The organism is Pseudomonas flavescens (genome assembly GCF_013408425.1).
Lineage (GTDB): Bacteria > Pseudomonadota > Gammaproteobacteria > Pseudomonadales > Pseudomonadaceae > Aquipseudomonas > Aquipseudomonas fulva_A.
The window spans coordinates 4,631,544-4,652,096 of the sequence record NZ_JACBYV010000001.1 but is presented as its reverse complement, the minus strand read 5'-3'; the positions used below and the strand labels follow the sequence as shown (position 1 = coordinate 4,652,096).

General features: G+C 61.5%; 16 protein-coding genes and 1 pseudogene. 10 read left to right on the top strand and 7 right to left on the bottom strand.

What is annotated here, in order from left to right; all coding sequences use genetic code 11:
- Window positions 1-238 precede the first annotated feature (238 nt).
- The 3 genes from FHR27_RS20800 to FHR27_RS20790 are packed head-to-tail and all read right to left on the bottom strand — an operon-like array spanning window position 239 to window position 2,978.
- Window positions 239-1,060 (bottom strand): DUF3325 domain-containing protein, encoded by an 822-nt coding sequence (locus FHR27_RS20800; RefSeq protein WP_042556050.1) that lies wholly within the window; start codon window positions 1,058-1,060, stop codon window positions 239-241.
- A complete protein-coding gene (locus FHR27_RS20795; RefSeq protein WP_042556051.1) occupies window positions 1,057-1,353 on the bottom strand; it encodes a DUF3649 domain-containing protein in 297 nt (98 codons plus the stop codon). The genes FHR27_RS20800 and FHR27_RS20795 overlap by 4 nt, the downstream gene beginning before the upstream one ends.
- The gene (locus tag FHR27_RS20790; RefSeq protein ID WP_179539441.1) at window positions 1,350-2,978 is read right to left on the bottom strand and encodes a PepSY-associated TM helix domain-containing protein; all 1,629 of its coding nucleotides are present in this window, start codon (window positions 2,976-2,978) and stop codon (window positions 1,350-1,352) included. The genes FHR27_RS20795 and FHR27_RS20790 overlap by 4 nt, the downstream gene beginning before the upstream one ends.
- Before the next feature lie 353 nt (window positions 2,979-3,331).
- On the opposite strand from FHR27_RS20790, the gene glyQ reads away from it, so the two are divergent.
- The 10 genes from glyQ to FHR27_RS20740 all read left to right on the top strand — a co-directional run bounded on the left by glyQ (window position 3,332) and on the right by FHR27_RS20740 (window position 13,732).
- Entirely contained in the window at window positions 3,332-4,279 is a 948-nt protein-coding gene (gene glyQ, locus FHR27_RS20785) for a glycine--tRNA ligase subunit alpha (protein WP_042556053.1), read from the top strand.
- Window positions 4,276-6,330, top strand: coding sequence for a glycine--tRNA ligase subunit beta (gene glyS / locus FHR27_RS20780; RefSeq protein WP_179539440.1), 2,055 nt, complete (start codon window positions 4,276-4,278; stop codon window positions 6,328-6,330). The genes glyQ and glyS overlap by 4 nt, the downstream gene beginning before the upstream one ends.
- 75 nt (window positions 6,331-6,405) lie before the next feature.
- Window positions 6,406-6,936 (top strand): D-glycero-beta-D-manno-heptose 1,7-bisphosphate 7-phosphatase, encoded by a 531-nt coding sequence (gene gmhB, locus FHR27_RS20775; protein WP_179539439.1) that lies wholly within the window; start codon window positions 6,406-6,408, stop codon window positions 6,934-6,936.
- Between the two features lie 35 nt (window positions 6,937-6,971).
- The gene (locus tag FHR27_RS20770; RefSeq protein ID WP_042556056.1) at window positions 6,972-7,748 is read left to right on the top strand and encodes a lysophospholipid acyltransferase family protein; all 777 of its coding nucleotides are present in this window, start codon (window positions 6,972-6,974) and stop codon (window positions 7,746-7,748) included.
- A gap of 233 nt (window positions 7,749-7,981) precedes the next feature.
- A complete protein-coding gene (locus FHR27_RS20765) occupies window positions 7,982-8,602 on the top strand; it encodes a CDP-alcohol phosphatidyltransferase family protein (protein WP_179539438.1) in 621 nt (206 codons plus the stop codon).
- A 10-nt stretch (window positions 8,603-8,612) separates the two neighbouring features.
- Window positions 8,613-10,370, top strand: coding sequence for a bifunctional alpha/beta hydrolase/class I SAM-dependent methyltransferase (locus tag FHR27_RS20760; protein ID WP_179539437.1), 1,758 nt, complete (start codon window positions 8,613-8,615; stop codon window positions 10,368-10,370).
- A complete protein-coding gene (locus tag FHR27_RS20755; RefSeq protein WP_179539436.1) occupies window positions 10,370-11,719 on the top strand; it encodes a phosphatase PAP2/dual specificity phosphatase family protein in 1,350 nt (449 codons plus the stop codon). Before FHR27_RS20760 ends, FHR27_RS20755 begins: the two co-directional genes overlap by 1 nt.
- Entirely contained in the window at window positions 11,709-12,167 is a 459-nt protein-coding gene (locus tag FHR27_RS20750) for a hypothetical protein (protein WP_042556060.1), read from the top strand. Before FHR27_RS20755 ends, FHR27_RS20750 begins: the two co-directional genes overlap by 11 nt.
- A gap of 10 nt (window positions 12,168-12,177) precedes the next feature.
- Entirely contained in the window at window positions 12,178-12,798 is a 621-nt protein-coding gene (locus FHR27_RS20745) for a lysophospholipid acyltransferase family protein (protein ID WP_042556061.1), read from the top strand.
- 1 nt (window position 12,799) lies between these two features.
- Window positions 12,800-13,732, top strand: a complete 933-nt coding sequence (locus FHR27_RS20740; protein WP_179539435.1) for a phosphatidate cytidylyltransferase — start codon at window positions 12,800-12,802, stop codon at window positions 13,730-13,732.
- An 82-nt stretch (window positions 13,733-13,814) separates the two neighbouring features.
- Here the strand turns inward: FHR27_RS20740 and gyrB are convergent, their stop codons facing one another.
- The 4 genes and pseudogenes from gyrB to dnaA all read right to left on the bottom strand — a co-directional run bounded on the left by gyrB (window position 13,815) and on the right by dnaA (window position 20,100).
- Window positions 13,815-16,232 (bottom strand): DNA topoisomerase (ATP-hydrolyzing) subunit B, encoded by a 2,418-nt coding sequence (gene gyrB, locus FHR27_RS20735; protein WP_042556063.1) that lies wholly within the window; start codon window positions 16,230-16,232, stop codon window positions 13,815-13,817.
- Window positions 16,233-16,235: 3 nt separating this feature from the next.
- A pseudogene (gene recF / locus FHR27_RS20730) lies at window positions 16,236-17,338 on the bottom strand (DNA replication/repair protein RecF).
- A 141-nt stretch (window positions 17,339-17,479) separates the two neighbouring features.
- Complete coding sequence (gene dnaN / locus FHR27_RS20725; protein ID WP_179539434.1) at window positions 17,480-18,583, bottom strand: DNA polymerase III subunit beta; 1,104 nt, start codon at window positions 18,581-18,583, stop codon at window positions 17,480-17,482.
- 35 nt (window positions 18,584-18,618) lie between these two features.
- Complete coding sequence (gene dnaA / locus FHR27_RS20720; protein ID WP_042556079.1) at window positions 18,619-20,100, bottom strand: chromosomal replication initiator protein DnaA; 1,482 nt, start codon at window positions 20,098-20,100, stop codon at window positions 18,619-18,621.
- Window positions 20,101-20,553: the final 453 nt, after the last annotated feature.

The window sequence follows — 20,553 nt, the reverse complement described above, 5'->3', positions numbered from 1 at the left end:
AGCGCAGACTATAACCGGGGATCGATTACGAGTGAGCCAGCGCCGACTCTCGTAGCCTGGGTAGAGCGCAGCGAAACCCGGGAAGCAGTTGATCGTTCCCACGCTCTGCGTGGTAATGCATTGGCAGGACGCTCTGCGTCCGTACATCGTTATCCGAGTTCGCAAATCGTGGCGCGAGCGCCACAGGATGAATGCCCACGCAGAGCGTGGGAACTATAGGCCCCTGCACATCCGTCACTCAGGATTCGCGTTCGAGAAACGCCGCCAGCTCGGGCGACACTTTGTCGATATCCACCGCCGCGTGATGCACGCTGCCGTCCTTGCCTTCCACGGTCAGCCACAGCTGATCGCTGAGTGTGGCCTTGGCGGGAATCTGGATTTCCACCCAACGATCCCAGCGGTTGCCAGAGAACACCAGGCCCGCGGCACGCAGTGAACGTGGCTTGCGGATCTTCAGATAGGCCGCGCGTATCTGGTCATCGCAGGTTTCGCAAAAGCGTACTTCGAAGGCCTTGAATGGCGTACCCAGTACCCGATGCGGCGCCTTGCGCTGCGCCTCGGCCAGGGTGAACGCCCAGGGGCCGACCTGGCCGTGCACGGCATCGTCGCTGTGCAGCGGCTTTGGCGAAGCGGTCAGTAACAGGCCAAGCACCGCCAGGGGCACCAGCAGCAACACGCCGGTGGCTCCACGACGCATCCAGTGCAGGCGCTCGACCGGCTGCGCCACGAGGTTCTCGACCAGCGCAGGTTTCTTCTCGCGACGCGGCGCGGCCTTACCCGGCGAGGGCTGCCAGGGCCACTTCGGCAGGTAGAAAACCAGCACGATCCCGGCGACCGACAACCAGCCCAGCCAGGCCGCCGCACCGACACTCACGCCCCACCGACTGAGGCTCAGGGCCAATGCCAGGGCCAGCAGCGACCAGCCTGCGATACGCAAAGCACGCAACCAAAACGGCGACAGTACCCGGCGCAGCAGGTGCTTGCAGTGCTTGTCCATGGCCAGCGCCAGGGCGATGAACCCACCCAGGCTGGCGAGCAGAATGGAGAGGTTCAGGGTCATGCCGGACCTCCCGATTGCAGCACCCAGCACAGCAGCGCGATCACCGCGGTGGGGATCAGCATGCCCAGCCAGGCGCGGGTCACGCTGCGCACGCTGAACACCCAGATCACCGCACCGGCATACAGGGTAAAGCTGAGCATCGTGGCGGCCAGCACGGCCTGGCTTTTCGGCAGCGGCCAGACGAGCGACAACAAGACGGTCAGCGCGGAGGTCAGGGCATAGCCACCCAGTGCAGCAGCCAACACGCGCGAGGCGACCAGCCAGCGATAACGCGCCATCGAACCTTCTTTCATGCCAGCGCCTCCTTGCCCGACAACGCAGCTGCCGCATCGGCCTTCAGCCAGCGACGACGAATCTTCATGGCGCCATAGGCGAACAGCGCCGCCAGGCCGAACATGCTCAGATCGAACCCGGCCAGCACCCAGTCACCCTCGACGAGGGTCACGCCCAGATGGCGGTCGGTGGTCAGGCCGTTGATCACGGGAACCAGCCCGTAGGCCGCCACGGCCATCCAGGCCATCTCCAGCCAGGCCTTCTTCAGCGGCCGCAGCGAAGCATAGAGGAACAGCCAGCCCCAGGTCAGGAACAGGCAGTGCATCTCCCAGTCCGCACGATCCCCCATGCCCACCGGCAACAGCCGGTTGGCCCAGAAGTAGGCGGCCACCGCCACCGGCAGGCCGACCAGGGTACCGGCATTGAGCACTTCCACGACGCGCAGGCCATAGGCGTCGAACAGTGCCGCAGCATCATTGCGCTTGAGGTGCTGATTACGCCGCTTGACCGTCCACAGCACCAGCCCGGTACCGATCATCCCGCAGCCGAGCAGGCCGGCGATCAGGTACAGCCAGCGCAGCCACCAGTCGGCGAACAACCCCTCGTGCAGGCCGATCAGCATGCGGTGGGTCTTGCCGGCGCCGTGGGTCTTGTCCGGGTAGAGCGTAGGCTGGCCATCGGCAGCGGCGAAGCTCAGCATCACCGGGTCGTAAACGTTGACCGAATCGCCGATGATCCGCTGCACGTCGACACGCGCCGGCTCGCCCTTCACCTGGCTGATGGTCAGGCTCGACACGCCGCGCTCGGGCCATTGCGCTTCGGCGCGCTGCACCAGTTCTTCGAGCGAGGCTTGCGGCCGACTGGCGGGCAGATGCTCGCGCTTGTCACGGGCAAAGAGGTCATCGAACAGCGCGCGCTGCTGCAGGTTGCCGGTGCCATATACCGCCGCGACCCCTGCCGGCATGTAGTTGAAGACGAAGAAGACCAGGCCGCTGTAGGTGATCATCAGGAAGAACGGCAGCGCCATCACGCTGATCACGTTGTGCGCGTCCAGCCAGGAGCGCTGCCCCTTGCCAGGGCGGAAGGTGAAGAAGTCCTTGAAGATCTTCTTGTGGGTGATGACTCCGGTGAGAATCGCCAGCAGCATCAGCATGGTGCACACGCCGACGATGGTGATGCCCACGTTGTAGGGCATGTAATGCAGTATGTAGTGCATCTCGTAGAGGGCGGCACCGCCACCGGTGGCGCGCGGCTCGACTTCCTGGCGCGGCAGGCCGGTTTCGGCGTTCAGCTCTTCACGGCCGCGGCGGCCGAAATCGTGGCCACGCTCGGGCAGGTCTTCCCAGGCGATCGCCAGGCCCTGCTCGCCACGCGGACGCAGCGAAGTATGCGGCAGGGTGATGGTCCAGCTCTTGGCGTTGCTGGCGACCTGCTCCAGGCGCTTGAGGCCGCGCTCGAGCATTGCGCTGCGTTCCACGCCTTCGACGCGTACCTGCAGCGGCCGCTCGGGCTCCATCCAGCGGGTGATTTCATCGTCCACGTAACCGGCGGTGCCGGTCACGAACACGAAAAACAGCACCCAGCCCACCACCAGCCCCGTCCAGGTATGCAGCCAGGCCATGGACTGGCGAAATCCCTCTTTCATCGACACACCCTGTTTATTGTCATGAACACGGTCGGCTCTGCGTGCGACGCAGGCCTGACACCGTGGCTGTCCGTAGATAAACGATGCCGCTCTGCAAGACGATTCGAGCATCTGCATGCGAGTAGGCGGAGCTCATCCCCATCTCCATAAAGACGGACGAGCGCAGAAAAACCGGCATTTTAACGCGAGTGATTATTATTGACAGGATATTTCATGGGGTCGTAGCCGATGTGGCCAACGCACCACCGTCGCGCACGCAAGTCGGTCAGTAGAGACGGCGCAGCATGCGGGCTGCGCCTTGCTTCGGGTATACTCTCCGGCTTTCTGTCGCAGCCCCAACAGGTGAATTTTTCGTGAGCCAGACAACGCCTGCCGTGCGCACCTTCCAGGACTTGATCCTCGCCCTGCAACAATACTGGGCCGAGCAAGGCTGTGTGGTATTGCAACCCTACGATATGGAAGTGGGCGCCGGTACCTTCCACACTGCCACCTTTCTGCGTGCCATCGGCCCGGAAACCTGGAATGCCGCTTACGTGCAGCCATCGCGCCGCCCGGCCGACGGTCGTTATGGGGAGAACCCAAACCGTCTGCAGCACTACTACCAGTTCCAGGTGGTGCTCAAGCCGAACCCGGAGAACTTCCAGGAGCTGTACCTGGGCTCGCTGAAGGCCATCGGCATCGATCCGCTGGTGCACGACATCCGTTTCGTCGAAGACAACTGGGAATCGCCGACCCTGGGCGCCTGGGGTCTGGGCTGGGAAATCTGGCTCAACGGCATGGAAGTCACCCAGTTCACCTATTTCCAGCAGGTTGGTGGCATCGAGTGCTACCCGGTCACGGGTGAGATCACCTACGGGCTCGAGCGCCTGGCCATGTACCTGCAGGGCGTCGACTCGGTCTACGATCTGGTGTGGACGGACGGCCAGTTCGGCAAGGTGACCTACGGCGACGTGTTCCACCAGAACGAAGTGGAACAGTCGACCTACAACTTCGAACACGCCAACGTCGAGAAGCTGTTCGAGCTGTTCGATTTCTACGAGAGCGAAGCCAATCGCCTGATCGCACTGGAGCTGCCACTGCCGACCTACGAGATGGTGCTCAAGGCCTCCCATACCTTCAACCTGCTCGACGCCCGCCGCGCCATTTCGGTGACCGCGCGCCAGCAGTACATCCTGCGCGTGCGCACCCTGGCCCGCGCCGTGGCGCAGAGTTATCTGCAGGCCCGACGCCGCCTGGGCTTCCCGCTCGCCGCCCCCGATCTGCGTGATGAAGTACTGGCCAAGCTGGAGGCAGCAGAATGAGTGCGCTCGATTTTCTCGTTGAACTGGGCACCGAAGAGCTGCCACCCAAAGCCCTGAAGAACCTCGGCGATGCCTTTCTTGCCGGCGTTGAAAAGGGCCTCAAGGCCGCTGGCCTGAGCTACAACAGCGCGCGCATGTATGCCGCGCCGCGCCGCCTCGCGGTGCTGGTCGAACAGCTTGCCACCCAGCAGCCGGATCGCACCGTCAATCTCGACGGCCCGCCGCTGCAGGCCGCCTTCGACGCCGACGGTAACCCGACCCAGGCCGCCCTCGGCTTCGCCAAGAAGTGTGGCGTCGAGCTGGACGCCATCGATCAGAGCGGGCCGAAGCTGAAGTTCAGCCAGCACATCCCGGGGCAGGGCGCCGCCGGGCTGCTGCCGGGCATCGTGGAAAACTCGCTGAACGAACTGCCGATTCCCAAGCGCATGCGCTGGGGCGCGCGCAAGACCGAATTCGTCCGCCCGAGCCAGTGGCTGGTGATGCTGTTCGGTGACCAGGTGATCGATTGCGAAATCCTCGCCCAGAAGGCTGGGCGCGTGTCCCGCGGGCATCGCTTCCATGCCAACCACGAGGTGCGTATCTCGGCCCCGGCCATGTACGCCCAGGAACTGCGTGCCGCCTATGTGATCGCCGATGCCAGCGAGCGTCGTCAGCTGATCGCCAAGCGCGTCGACCAGTTGGCTGCCGAGCAGCAGGGCACGGCCATCGTGCCACCAGCACTGCTCGAGGAAGTCAGTGCGCTGGTCGAGTGGCCGGTACCGCTGGTCTGCTCTTTCGAAGAGCGTTTCCTTGAAGTACCGCAGGAAGCCCTGATCACCACCATGCAGGACAACCAGAAGTACTTCTGCCTGCTGGACGCCAACGGCAAGCTGCTGCCGCGCTTCATCACCGTGGCCAACGTCGAAAGCAAGGATCCGGCGCAGATCATCTCCGGCAACGAGAAGGTGGTGCGCCCGCGTCTCACCGATGCCGAGTTCTTCTTCAAGCAGGACAAGAAACAGAAGCTGGAAAGCTTCAACACGCGTCTCGCCAACGTGGTCTTCCAGGCCCAGCTCGGCACCGTCTATGACAAGGCCCAGCGTGTCTCGGCCCTGGCCGGCTTCATCGCCGAGCGCATCGGTGGCGACGCCCGCCGTGGTGCCCGCGCCGGTTTGCTGAGCAAGTGCGACCTGGCCAGTGAAATGGTCGGCGAGTTCCCGGAGATGCAGGGTATCGCCGGTTACTACTACGCGCTGAACGACGGCGAGCCACAGGACGTTGCCCTGGCGCTGAACGAGCAGTACATGCCGCGCGGTGCCGGTGCCGAACTGCCGAGCACGCTGACCGGTGCCGCCGTGGCGCTGGCGGACAAGCTGGACACGCTGGTCGGTATCTTCGGTATCGGCATGCTGCCCACCGGCAGCAAGGACCCCTACGCCCTGCGCCGGGCGGCACTGGGCGTGCTGCGCATTCTCATCGAGAAGGGTCTCGATCTGGATCTGGGTGCCACCGTCGACTTCGCCATCCGCCAGTTTGGCGGCAAGGTCAAGGCACAGGGCCTGGCGCCACAGGTGCTGGACTTCATCTTCGACCGCCTGCGTGCGCGTTATGAAGACGAAGGCGTGGATGTCTCCGTGTACCAGGCCGTTCGTGCGGTGAACCCTAAGTCGCCGTTGGACTTCGATCAGCGCGTGCAGGCCGTTCAGGCCTTCCGCCAGCTGCCGGAGGCCGAGGCCCTGGCCGCGGCCAACAAGCGTGTGTCGAACCTGCTGAGCAAGGCCGACGGGCAGATCGCCAAGAGCATCGAGGCGCATTACTTCGATACGCCAGCCGAGTTCACCCTCAACGCGGCCATTCAGCAGGCCGACAACGCTGTGCAGCCACTGGCGCGAGAGCGCCAGTATCGCGAAGCACTGGCGCAGCTGGCGTCGCTGCGCAAGCCGGTGGACAGCTTCTTCGAAGCGGTGCTGGTCAACGCCGAAGACCCCAAGGTACGTGCCAATCGCTATGCGCTGCTGGCGCGTCTGCGCGGGCTGTTCCTGGGTGTCGCCGATATCTCCGTGCTGGGCTAGAGCAGCCGCAAGCTGCAAGCCACAAGCTGCACGTAGCGGCTTTGGCCTGCAGCTTGAGGCTTGGAGCTTGCAGCTATGAAGCTGATCATTCTCGACCGCGACGGCGTCATCAATCATGACTCCGATGCGTATATCAAAAGCCTCGACGAGTGGATCCCGATAGCGGGCTCCATCGAGGCCATCGCTCGCCTGAGCAAAGCGGGCTGGACGGTGGCGGTGGCGACCAACCAATCCGGTATCGCCCGCGGTTACTACCCGCTGGCCGTGCTGGAGGCCATGCACACGCGGCTGCGCGAGCTGGTGGCGGAGCAGGGCGGTGAAGTCGGCCTGATCGTGCAGTGCCCGCATGGTCCGGATGATGGCTGCGATTGCCGCAAGCCGAAGCCCGGCATGCTGCGCCAGATCGCCGAGCACTATGGCGTACCACTGAGCGGAATCTGGTTCGTCGGCGACAGCGGCAGTGACCTGCAAACGGCACTGGCCGTCGATTGTCAGCCCGTGCTGGTGAAAACCGGCAAGGGTCAACGCACCCTGGCCAAAGCATTGCCAGCGGGAACCCTGGTATTCGATGATCTGGCAGCGGTCGCTGCTCAGCTTCTCACTTGATAGCGCAGGCCAGGCCTGCAACGGTAATTGCTCACATGTCGACAGTGCAGTTCTTCAGAACCTTCCTCTTCTATCTGTTGCTGTCCTCCAGCTCGTTCGTCTGGTGCATCATCAGCGTGTTCGTCGCACCCTTCCTGCCGTTTCGGGCACGCTACCGGTTCGTGGTGCAGAACTGGTGCCGCTGCGCCGTATGGCTGGCCAAGGTGGTCGCCGGCATTCGCTACGAGATCAAGGGCCAGGAGAACATTCCCGACCAACCCTGCGTGATCCTTGCCAAGCACCAGAGCACCTGGGAAACCTTTTTCCTGTGCGCCTACTTCGAGCCACTGAGCCAGGTGGTCAAGCGCGAGTTGCTGTACGTGCCGTTCTTCGGCTGGGCGATGGCCATGCTCAAGCCAATCGCCATCGACCGCAGCAACCCCAAGGCGGCCCTCAAACAGCTCGCCAGCCAGGGTCGCGCACGTCTGGAGCAGGGCGCCTGGGTGCTGGTCTTCCCTGAAGGCACACGGATTCCGGACGGCCAGATCGGCAAGTTTTCCCGAGGTGGTACGGCGCTGGCGGTTAACAGCAAGCTACCGGTGCTGCCCGTCGCCCACAACGCTGGCCAGTTTTGGCCGAAAGAGGGCTGGGGCAAGAAGCCGGGTACGGTGCAGGTGGTATTCGGCCCGCCGCTGTTTGCCGAGGGCGAAGGCCCGCGAGCGATCGCCAACCTCAACGACCGCGCTTTCGCATGGGTCAGCCAGGCGCAACAGGAACTCGGTGCTCTCGATCCACAGAGCACTGCCGTAGAGACGGCCAACGATCTCGCCTGAGTCGTCACGATCTGTGGATAACCTGTTGAACGTTTTACCGTAAAATCTAAATAGTCCTCTCAAGGTACTGATAAAAATGGACTTTTATCGGTACCTGAAATGTCGATAAATTGGGCATAAGTTTTCATGCGGCAACATGACAATGATCACGTTGGCGTATCGCTTGTGGGTGCCCGACCGGCTAAGCTGGCGTTCGGCCACATACAGAAAGATGGCGGAAGGGAGTTCCAAACATGCTTTCGATTTATCAGCTCAAACCTCGCTTCCAGAACCTGCTGCGCCCATTGGTTCAGCGCCTCTTCGACCGTGGCGTGACAGCCAATCAGGTCACGTTGAGCGCTGCCGCCGTGTCGGTGCTGATAGGTCTGCTGCTCGCCTTTTTTCCCGACCACCTCTGGCTGTTCGCGCTGATCCCGCTGTGGATGCTGCTGCGGATGGCGCTCAATGCGGTGGACGGCATGCTGGCCCGTGAGTTCGGCCAGCAATCCACACTCGGCGCTTACCTCAACGAACTCTGCGACGTGATCGCCGATGCCGCGCTGTTCCTGCCTTTCGCGCTATTGCCCGGCGTGTCTCCCGTGCTGGTGGTGCTGTTGGTCATCGCCGCGCTGATCAGCGAGTACGCCGGCGTCATGGGGCCCATGGTGGGCGCTTCACGGCGCTACGACGGGCCGATGGGCAAAAGCGACCGCGCCTTCTGCTTTGGCGTGCTCGGCGCTGGTGTAGCTACCGCGCTGCTGCCGCTGAGCTGGATAAACCCGATTCTCGCGATCATCACCGCGCTGCTGCTGTACACGCTCTACAACCGCGTACGCCAAGGTCTGGCGCAAGCGGCTTCCCCCACTGTGGAATAGGGATGCTCCAATGAATGAAGTCCGCTCCAATACCTTCACGACCCATGACGGCGTCAGCCTGTTCTACCGTCACTGGCCTGCTGCAGATGCACAGCCCGACACGCCCCGTCGTGCTGTCGTCATGTTCCACCGCGGCCACGAACATGGCGGGCGCATGGCCCACCTGGTCGAGGAGCTGGGCCTGCAGGGTTTCGATTTCTTCGCCTGGGACGCTCGCGGTCACGGTGAATCACCGGGTGCACGGGGCGATAGCCCAAGCTTCGCCACCAGCGTGCGCGACGTGCAGACCTTCATCGATCACATCGCCAGCGCTCACGGCATCGATACCGCGGACATGGTGGTACTGGCGCAAAGCGTCGGTGCGGTGATCATCGCCACCTGGGCGCATGACTACGCACCGAAGATCCGCGCACTGGTGCTCGCCTCACCCGCCTTCAAGGTCAAGCTGTACGTACCGTTCGCACGGCCCGGGTTGAAGCTCATGCGCGCCTGGCGTGGCAATTTTTTCGTCAACAGCTACGTGAAGGCCAAGTACCTCAGCCACGATCCGCAGCGCATAGCGTCCTTCGAACAGGACCCGCTGATCAGCCGGCCGATCTCGGTGAACATGCTGCTGGGCCTGTACGAGGCTGCCGAGCGCGTGGTCGCCGACGCTCAGGCGATCCAGATCCCCACCCAGTTGCTGATCTCCGGCAGCGATTTCGTGGTGCACCGCAAGCCCCAGGAGCAGTTCTTCGAGCGCCTGGGCAGCCTGGACAAAGAAATGCACAGCCTGCCCGGGTTCTTCCATGACACCCTGGGCGAGCGTGACCGTGCCCACGCACTGACCCGCATTCGCCGCTTCGTACTGAAAGCCTTCGAGCAGCCGCTGCAGCGACCCTCACTGCTGGACGCCGACCGCCTCGGCTGGAGCTGCGCCGAGGCGGAAGAACTGGCTGCACCGCTGCCGAAGAACTCACTGCGCGATCTCTACTGGCGCGCCACGCGGGCCAGCATGCGGCTTGGCAGCAGTGTTTCTGCGGGCGTGAAGCTGGGTTTCGACACCGGCTTCGATTCCGGCAGTACCCTGGATTACGTTTACCGCAATACGCCCACCGGCAGCTCGCCAGTGGGCCGACTGATCGATCGCAACTACCTGAACTCCATCGGCTGGCGGGGTATCCGTCAACGCAAGGTGCACGCCGAAGAACTGCTGCGCCTGGCCATGGGCAAATTGCGTGAGCAAGCGCGCCAGGTACGCATCGTCGATATCGCTGCAGGCCACGGCCGCTACATCCTTGAAGCGCTGGAGCAGGGTACCGACAAGCCCGACTCGATCCTGCTGCGCGACTACAGCGACATCAACGTGCGCGACGGTGCCGCGCTGATCGAGCAGAAGGGCCTGGGCAGCATCGCCCGCTTCGTCAAAGGCGATGCTTTCGACAAAGCCGACCTGGCTGCGCTGGATCCGAAGCCGACACTGGCAGTGGTCTCCGGCCTCTATGAGTTGTTCGGCAGCAACCAGATGGTCGGCGACTCGCTGGCGGGTCTGGCGGCAGCCGTGGAAGAGGGCGGCTACCTGATCTATACCGGTCAGCCGTGGCACCCGCAACTGGAGCTGATCGCTCGCGCGCTGACCAGCCACCGTGGCGGCGAGGCGTGGGTGATGCGTCGGCGCAGCCAGGCGGAAATGGATCAGTTGGTCGAAGCGGCAGGCTTTCGCAAGCTGACTCAACGTGTCGACGAGTGGGGCATCTTCAGCGTGTCCCTGGCGCAGCGGGTGTCTTGATGACGCCCGCCGCGGTCATCCGCGAAAGCGGGTTATGGAAGCGCGGCGTCCTCTGGCTGCTACTGCTCGCGCCACTGTTCTTCGGCACCTATGGCTTCGCCAACTGGTTCACCGGGCAGCGCGATGACGTCGGCAGCCTGGTATTCGCCTGGGAGCGGCAGATTCCCCTGTGGCCCTGGACGATCATTCCCTACTGGTCGATCGATCTGCTCTACGGCCTGGCCTTCCTGCTACCGGCCACCCGTGGTGCAGTGGACAGGCTCGGCTTGCGTTTGCTGACCGCGCAAGTGATCTGCATCACCTGCTTCCTGCTCTGGCCGCTGCGCTTCACCTTCGACCGTCCGGCGCTGGATGGCCTGTTCGGGCTGATGTTCGACGTACTGATGGGCTTCGACAAACCCTTCAATCAGGCACCCTCGCTGCACATCACCCTGCTGGTGGTGCTCTGGGCCTGCTTTGCCCATTCGGCGGCTGGTGTATGGCGTGTCGTGCTGCACGTCTGGTTCTCTCTGATCGGTTTGTCGGTACTGACCACCTGGCAGCATCATTTCATCGACGTGCCGACCGGCATGCTCGCCGGCTTCCTGTGCCTGTGGCTATGGCCCAGCGAGGGGCGCAGCCCACTGTTCGCCTGGCGCCTGGCTCGCGATCCGAAGCGCTGGCGGCTGGCCTTGCGCTACGCCTTCGGTGCAGCGCTGTGCAGTGCGCTGGCGATCCACTTCGGCGGCTTCGCTCTGTGGTTGCTGTGGCCGGCGGTTTCGTTGCTGATGGTGGCGCTGAACTATGCACTGTTCGATGCACAGGGTTTTCAGAAGCGTGCCGACGGCCGCCTCAGCGCTGCCAGCACCTGGTTGTTGGCGCCTTATCTGCTGGGTGCCTGGATCAACTCTCGGGCCTGGACGCGCAAGCATCCGCAACCCGATGAAGTGGCCGACGGCGTCTGGTTGGGTCGCATTCCAGCCAAGGGAGAAGGGCAGGCCTTCAGCGCTATCGCCGACCTGTGTGCCGAACTGCCGTGCCGGGTTGAAGGCAAGGTCTACCGCGAACTGGCTTGCCTCGATCTGATCGCCCCGAGCACCGCGCACTGCCTGCAGGCGGCGGTGGCCATCGACGATCTGCGCGAGCACGGGCCGGTGCTGGTGTGCTGCGCGCTTGGCTACTCGCGCAGCGCCACCGCTATCGCTGCCTGGCTGCTGCACAGCGGCCGCTGCAGGAGCGTCGCAGAGGCGGTTTCAGTGCTTCGCCAGGCTCGCCCCCAGGTTGTGCTTGGAAACGCTCATTTACAGGCGCTGGAGGGCATCTTGAGCCAACCGGCCGCCACAGCTGGAGGCGCCTTGCATGACCGATGAAATGCACCTGCAACTGATCGCCGGGCTGTTGCGCCGCGGCAAAGCACTCGACCGTTTCTCCAGCGCCCTGACCCTGATCGCTCTGGTTATCGGCCTGGGACCGCTGCTCGGTTTCATGGCGCTCACTACCGGCGGTGCAGTGTGCGTACTTCTGCTGGTCTGCGGCCTGCTGCAGAAGTACTACGCGCTGCGCGTGGCGCTGGATGCCGAGCTGTTCACGCACGTGTCGGGCGACCCGACGCAACTCGCCCGCCGCACCGCCGAGCTCGATCAGGCGCTGGTCATGCTTGGCCATAAGGCCGATCAGCGTTCTCGCTCCTGGGATCAACGCGGCCAGGGCGCGCTGCGTCTGCTGCGACTTCAGGGCCTGTGGCTCGGCCTGCAGGTATTCATCGCCCTGGCGGCCATCGTCTTGATGCCCTGGCTTTCACACATTCGATTCGGATAAGGAGCTGTCCATGCTTGCGTCACTGGTCGCCTTTCTCATCACCTCCGGTGCGCGTCTGCTCACGGGAGCCCGCGCCTTGTGGCTGGGCAGCACCGCGCAACCGGTACAGCGCATCTACTACGCCAACCACAGCAGCCACGGTGACTTCGTGCTGCTGTGGGCATCGCTACCTGCCGAATTGCGCAAACGCACCCGCCCGGTAGCCGGGTCGGATTACTGGATGAGGGGCTCATTGCGCAGCTTCCTGATCCAGCGGGTTTTCAATGGTGTGCTGGTGGACCGTCAACGCAGTGACCCAAATGCCAACCCACTGCAGTCGATGCTCGACGCATTGGCAGAGGGCGACTCGTTGATCGTCTTCCCGGAAGGCACACGCAACCTCGAGGACGGCCTGCTGCCCTTCAAGGCAGGTCTCTATCACCTGGCCAAGACGCGGCCGGACGTGGAAGTGATCCCGGTGTGGATCGCCAACCTCAATCGGGTGATGCCCAAGGGCCGAGCCCTGCCATTACCGCTGCTGTGCACCCTGAATTTTGGCGCACCACTGGGCTTGGGCGAGGAAGAGGGCAAAGACGCTTTCCTCGAACGCGCCCGCGACGCTCTGCTGGCCCTGGCTCCCGAGGAGGTTTGAGATGGATCGCAATACCTTGCTGTTGTTCGCCGGCATTGGCGCCCTGCTGCTGCTCGCCAGCCTGATCGGCTGGCTGCTGAAATTTCGTGCCGGCCCCGGTCCACATCCGGTCATCGACAACCTCAATGCGCGCATCAATGCCTGGTGGGCGATGGTGCTGGTGATCGGCTTCGCCTTCCTGTTCGGCAATATCGGCGTGGTGGTGCTGTTCTACTGCGTGTCGTTCTATGCCCTGCGCGAGTTCATGACCCTGACGCCGACCCGGCGCAGCGACTATCCGGCACTGGTCGCGGCGTTCTACTTCGCGCTGCCGATGCAGTACCTGCTGATCGGCATTGGCTGGTACGGTCTGTTCGCCATCTTCATTCCGGTCTACCTGTTCCTGCTGCTGCCGATCCTTTCCTCCCTGGGCGGCGACACCACACGCTTCCTGGAGCGCACGTCCAAGGTGCAGTGGGGGCTGATGATCGCCGTGTACTGCATCTCCACCGTGCCGGCGCTGCTGACCCTGCAGATCGCCGGTTACGAGGGCCGCAACCTGCTGCTGATCGCCTGGCTGGTGATCGTGGTGCAGATATCCGACGTGCTGCAGTACGTCTGCGGCAAGCTGGCGGGCAAACGCAAGATCGCCCCCAACCTGTCGCCGTCGAAGACCGTGGAGGGCTTCTTCGGTGGCGTGGCCCTGGCGACCCTGATCGGCGCGTCGCTGTACTGGATCACCCCGTTCGCCTTCTGGCAGGCCGGCCTGTTCGCCTTGCTGGTGTGCCTGCTCGGCTTCGCCGGCGGCTTGGTGATGTCGGCGATCAAGCGCGATCGCGGCGTGAAGGACTGGGGCCACATGATCGAAGGCCACGGCGGCATGCTCGACCGCCTCGATTCGGTGTGCTTCGCGGCCCCGGTGTTCTTCCATATGGTGCGGTACTGGTGGGCTTGAAGCTCAAGTATCGATAACTAGCTGATTAACAATAAAAAACCCGGCTTTAAGCCGGGTTTTTTGTGCGTCGCAAATGCAATTCTCAGACGTCGAGGTTGGACACCGCCAGGGCGTTGGTCTCGATGAAGTCGCGGCGTGGTTCCACTTCGTCACCCATCAGGGTGTTGAAGATCTGATCCGCAGCGATGGCATCTTCGATACGCACCTTGAGCATGCGACGAACTTCCGGGTCCATGGTGGTTTCCCAGAGCTGATCCGGGTTCATCTCACCGAGACCTTTGTATCGCTGAATGCTGTGACGCTTGGTGCTTTCGGTCATCAGCCAAGTCAGGCCTTCCTTGAAGGTGGTGACCGGCTTCTTGCGTTCGCCGCGCTGCACGTAGGCACCTTCTTCGAGCAGGCTGTTCAACTGGTCACCCAGAGTGGTGACGGTCTTGTAATCGTTGCTGGTGAAGAAATCACGGTTGAAGGTGATGTAGCTGGAGTTGCCGTGGGAGATCAGCTCCACCACCGGCAGCCACAGGTGGCGCTCGGTGTCTTCGCGCAGACTGGTCTTGTAGGCCAGGCCGGACTTTTCCATGGTTTTCAGGCGAGCGTCGAACAGGGTCAGCCAACTTTCCATCGCAGCCTTGTCGGCCATCAATTCGCTGGTGACACCCGACAGGTAGACGAAATGCTCGGTGAGCTCCATGGGATACAGGCGCGAAAGGCGCTTGAGGGTCTTCATCACCAGGCGGTAGTCGTTCACCAGGCGCTCAAGCGCTTCACCGGACAGGCCAGGCGCACTTTCGTTGACATGCAGGCTGGCGTCTTCAAGGGCCGACTGGGTCATGTATTCCTCCATGGCCTCGTCGTCCTTGATGTACTGCTCCTGTTTGCCCTTCTTGACCTTGTACAGCGGCGGCTGCGCGATGTAGATGTAGCCGCGCTCTACCAGCTCCGGCAGCTGACGGAAGAAGAAGGTCAGCAGCAGGGTACGGATGTGCGAACCGTCGACGTCAGCATCGGTCATGATGATGATGTTGTGGTAACGCAGCTTGTCGATGTTGTATTCCTCACGGCCGATGCCGCAACCCAGAGCGGTGATCAGCGTGCCGACCTCCTGGGAGGAAATCATCTTGTCGAAGCGTGCTTTCTCGACGTTGAGGATCTTGCCCTTGAGCGGCAGGATCGCCTGGGTCTTGCGGTTACGGCCCTGCTTGGCAGAACCGCCCGCGGAGTCACCCTCCACAATGTACAGTTCGGAAAGGGCAGGGTCCTTCTCCTGGCAGTCGGCCAGTTTGCCTGGCAAGCCGGCAATATCCAGCGCGCCTTTACGGCGAGTCATTTCACGAGCTTTACGCGCCGCTTCACGGGCACGAGCAGCGTCGATCATCTTGCCGACAACGGCCTTGGCTTCGTTGGGGTTTTCCAGCAAGAAGTCAGAAAAGTACTTGCCCATTTCCTGCTCGACCGCGGTTTTCACTTCGGAAGAGACCAATTTGTCCTTGGTCTGCGAACTGAATTTCGGATCTGGCACCTTGACCGAAATGATCGCGGTCAAACCTTCACGGGCGTCATCACCCGTGGTGGCGATCTTGTGCTTTTTGGCCAGGCCTTCCTGCTCGATGTAGTTGTTCAGGTTACGCGTCAGCGCAGAACGGAAGCCAGCCAGGTGGGTACCGCCGTCACGCTGAGGAATGTTGTTGGTGAAGCACAGCAGGTTTTCGTTGAAGCTGTCGTTCCACTGCAGGGCCACTTCCACACCGACACCGTCATCTCGTTGCACGGAGAAGTGAAACACCTGGTTCACGGCTGTCTTGTTGACGTTCAAGTACTCAACGAATGCACGCAGGCCACCCTCGTACTTGAACAGCTCTTCCTTGGCGGTACGCTCATCCTTCAGAAGAATGCCGACACCAGAGTTCAAGAACGACAGTTCGCGCAGGCGCTTGGCCAGAATGTCCCAACTGAAATGAATGTTGGCGAAGGTGTCAGCCGACGGCTTGAAGTGGATCTGCGTACCCGTGGTATCGCTGTCACCAACCGCTGCGATTGGGGCTTGTGGCACGCCATGCACGTAGGTCTGTTCCCAGATCTTGCCGCTGCGGCGGATGGTCAACACCAGCTCCTTGGAGAGCGCGTTGACTACCGAAACACCAACACCGTGCAGGCCGCCAGAAACCTTGTAGCTGTTGTCGTCGAACTTACCACCGGCGTGCAGCACGGTCATGATGACCTCAGCAGCAGAAACGCCTTCTTCCTTGTGAATGTCGACCGGAATACCACGACCATTGTCACGCACACTGATCGACTCATCCGGGTGGATGGTGATGGTGATGTCACTGCAATGACCGGCCAGGGCCTCGTCGATGGAGTTATCGACCACCTCGAAGACCATATGGTGCAGACCGCTGCCGTCATCGGTGTCGCCGATGTACATGCCAGGCCGCTTGCGTACGGCATCCAGGCCCTTGAGGACCTTAATGTTATTGGAGTCGTACGTTTGGTTTTCGCTCATGCTTCACTCCCGGTGGTCGAGGTCTGGGTGATACGTCCATGTTCCACGTGGAACATGGAAACCGGCGTATCCGTTTGCCAGCCATCGCTCAACAATTCATGGTCTACACAGGTGATGAATACCTGGCAGTTCAAATCTTCCAATAAACGGCACAATGCGCGGCGGTGCTGTTCATCCAGTTCTGACGGCAAGTCATCCACCAGATAGATACATTGGCCACGCTTGGCCTGATCAACCAAATGCCCTTGGGCAATCCGCAAGGCGCACACCACCAGCTTCTGCTGGCCCCGGGACAAGATGTCCGCTGCATTGTGCGCACCAAGCCTCAACCTGAGGTCTGCTCGCTGCGGGCCGGATTGAGTATGCCCAATCTGCTGGTCACGCAACAAAGAAGACGTCAGCACTTCATTCAGGGGGCGGTCTTTGTCCCACCCCCGGTAGTAGCTCAGCGTAAGCCCTTGGAGCTCAACCAGCTCGCTGAGGGTACGCTCGAAGACAGGCTTCAGTTGCTGTATGTAGGATCGCCGATAACTGTCGATTTCATCGCTGGCCAGGCACAACTCGCGATCCCAGGCCGCTTGAGAAACGGCATCAAGTGTACCACGGCGAAGCCACGAGTTCCGCTGCTTGAGGGCCTTCTGCAGGCGTTGCCAGGCGGGGAGAAACCGAGGTTCCACGTGGAACACTCCCCAGTCGAGGAACTGCCGGCGAATTTTCGGAGAGCCCTCCAGTAAACGGAAGCTGTCCGGATTGATCAGTTGCAGGGGCAGGGTTTCGGCAAGTTGCGCAGCACTGCGCGCGTTCTGACCGTCGATGCGGATCTGGAACTCGCCCTGGCGATCGCGCGAAACGCCAAGATTGCTCTGCCGACCGTCCGCCAGACTTACTTGCCCGAACAGGGTGCAGACCTGTTGCTCGTACTGGATGACGGGCAAGAGACGGGCACTGCGAAACGAACGCGCGAGTCCCAGCAGGTGAATACCTTCGAGAACGCTGGTTTTACCGCTGCCATTAGCGCCGTACAAAATATTGATGCGCGGGGAGGGAGCCAACGTCGACGGTTCGAGGTTGCGCACTGCGGTCAGGTTAATACGGATCAGGGACATCAAGCGGACCGTGGAGGAGGGGAGCAAACAATTGAGGGACCAGAAACGAAATCAGCTTTGGATGTAGCGGATCAGTATCTGATCCGAACATGCCAAAGCTGATTTCAATAACGCCTGGAGTGCCGCTAGCGGCAGCGACAATTACAGGCGCATCGGCATGACGACATAAGCCGAGTCGTCGTTATCGGCTTCCTGCACCAGTGCACTGCTGTTGGAGTCGGACAGAATCAGACGCACCTTCTCGGTGGTCATTACACCCAGGACATCGAGCAGATAGCTGACGTTGAAACCGATCTCCAACGCACCACCGTTGTACTCGACGGCAATTTCTTCTTCGGCTTCTTCCTGCTCCGGGTTGTTGGCCTGAATTTTCAGAAGGCCGGACGCCAGTTGCAGGCGAATGCCGCGGTACTTTTCGTTCGACAGAATCGCGGTGCGGCTGAAGGCTTCACGCAGGCCCTGGCGATCAGCGACGACCAGCTTGTCACCGCCACGCGGCAATACGCGCTCGTAATCCGGGAACTTGCCGTCTACCAGTTTGGAGGTGAAGGTGAATTCACCCGTGGTCGCGCGGATGTGGTGCTGGCCCAGGACGATGCTGACACTGCCATCCTGCTCGGTAAGCAGACGAGCCAGTTCCAGGATACCTTTGCGCGGCACGATCACCTGATGACGCTCGACCTGCTCGATGCTGGCTTCCATGGAACACATCGCCAGGCGATGGCCGTCGGTAGCGACAGCGCGCAGAACACCCGTCTGCACCTCGAGCAACATGCCGTTGAGGTAGTAACGTACGTCCTGCTGGGCCATGGCGAAGCTGGTACGTTCGATCAGACGACGCAGCTTGCTCTGCACCAGATCGAAGGTCAGCGAACCTGGGCCTTCCTCAACGGTAGGAAAATCGTTCGCAGGCAGGGTGGACAGCGTGAAGCGACTGCGACCGGCCTTGACCAGCAGCTTCTGCTCGTCGACACGAATGTCGATCAGCGCATCAGACGGCAGGCTTTTGCAGATGTCCATCAGCTTACGCGCCGGCACGGTGATCTCACCCGGCTCGGCAGCATCTTCAAGCGCCACACGCCCGACCAGTTCGACCTCCAGGTCAGTGCCGGTCAGCGACAGCTGCTGGCCTTCGACGACCAGCAGAACGTTGGACAGAACCGGCAAGGTCTGGCGGCGTTCCACGACGCCGGCGACCAGTTGCAGGGGTTTCAACAGGGCTTCGCGTTGAATGGTGAAGTGCATGGTCTAGTCCCTTGCCTCGTGCATGGAATTGCGCATCACGTTGTCAGTGTACGCAGCAGGTTCTTGTAATCCTCGCGGATATCCGCGTCGGATCCTCTAAGTTCAGCAATCTTACGACAGGCGTGCAATACAGTGGTGTGATCGCGACCGCCGAAGGCCACACCTATTTCAGGCAGGCTGTGGTTGGTCAATTCCTTCGACAACGCCATGGCCACCTGACGCGGCCGCGCGATCGACCGCGAACGGCGTTTGGACAACAGATCGGTAATCTTGATCTTGTAGTACTCCGCCGTGGTGCGCTGGATGTTGTCGATACTGACCAGCTTGTCCTGAAGGGCCAGCAGATCCTTCAACGACTCGCGAATCAGCTCGATGGTGATATCGCGGCCCATGAAGTGCGAATGCGCGATCACACGCTTCAGCGCACCTTCAAGCTCACGTACGTTGGAACGAATACGCTGGGCGATGAAGAATGCGGCGTCGTGTGGCAGATCGACCCTGGCCTGGTCGGCCTTTTTCATCAGGATCGCTACACGTGTTTCCAGCTCGGGTGGCTCGACCGCAACGGTCAGCCCCCAGCCGAAGCGCGACTTGAGGCGCTCTTCCAGGCCTTCGATTTCCTTCGGGTAGCGGTCGCTGGTGAGGATCACCTGCTGGCCGCCTTCGAGCAAGGCATTGAAGGTATGGAAAAACTCTTCCTGCGAACGCTCCTTCTTGGCGAAGAACTGGATGTCATCGATGAGCAGCGCATCCACCGAGCGATAGAAGCGTTTGAACTCGTTGATGGCATTGAGCTGCAGCGCCTTGACCATGTCGGCCACGAAACGCTCGGAGTGCAGATACACCACCTTGGCATTCGGATTCTTGGCCAGCAGGTGATTACCCACCGCATGCATCAAGTGAGTCTTGCCGAGGCCGACGCCACCATAAAGGAAGAGCGGGTTGTAACCGTGCTTGGGATTGTCCGCGACCTGCCAGGCAGCGGCACGAGCCAGCTGGTTCGACTTGCCTTCGACGAAGTTGTCGAAGGTGAACGTGCGGTTGAGGTAGCTGGTGTGCTTGAGGCCACCTTCTACTTGTACGTTACGCTCACCACGAGCCGGCGCGACACTGGACGCAGCACCCGCCATGGAATCGAAACTGGCCCGCGACGGCTCGGCTTGCACAGGCGGTTTGGGCGGCGGTGCGCTGACCTGCGGTGCAGGCGCGGACGGGCTGCTGTAGTTGGACACCGAGGGCGAGGGCGTCAGCACTGCACGAGGCGTGGAGCTGCGGCGGCTGCCTATCAACAGCGATATCGCCGGTACCAGGCCCGTGGCACGCTCACCGAGCAGCTCGAGCATACGACCCATGTACTTTTCATTGACCCAGTCGAGCACGAAACGATTGGGTGCGTAGACACGCAGCTCGTCGCCTTCGGCTTCTACCTGTAGTGGACGGATCCAGGTGTTGAATTGCTGGGCAGGCAGTTCGTCGCGTAGGAGTTCTACGCACTGCTGCCAAAGTTCCACGGACACGGACATCCCCTGATCAAAAGCGCTGAGGCAAAAACAGCCGCTATTGTAGCCTCCACGGCCAGAGTTATCCACATAGGAAAGGTGATCAGTACATGACAAATCAAGGTGTTATAAAAACACCGCACGTCGGCTGAACAACTTTGAACCCTGTGGATAACAGCCCATGAGGCCGGTGTGAAAGCAGGGGGAAAACCGAGTGGATAATCGGCCTGTGGGTAAACAGGCGTTTCTTCCCCAGCTTATGCCCGCTGATCCAACAGGCGCAGCACCGCTTTCTGACAGGGTTTCGGATTCTCGTAGCCCCCGAAAGCAGAGACGCCAAGCTACTTATCCACAGAAACCGAATTGGCTAATTATAAAAAACATAACAAGCCTTTCTAAAAAGATTCTTTCCTTTATATTTCTCTATATGGAAAACACCTGGTTGGAAATTGACCTGGCCTGCGGCTTTCT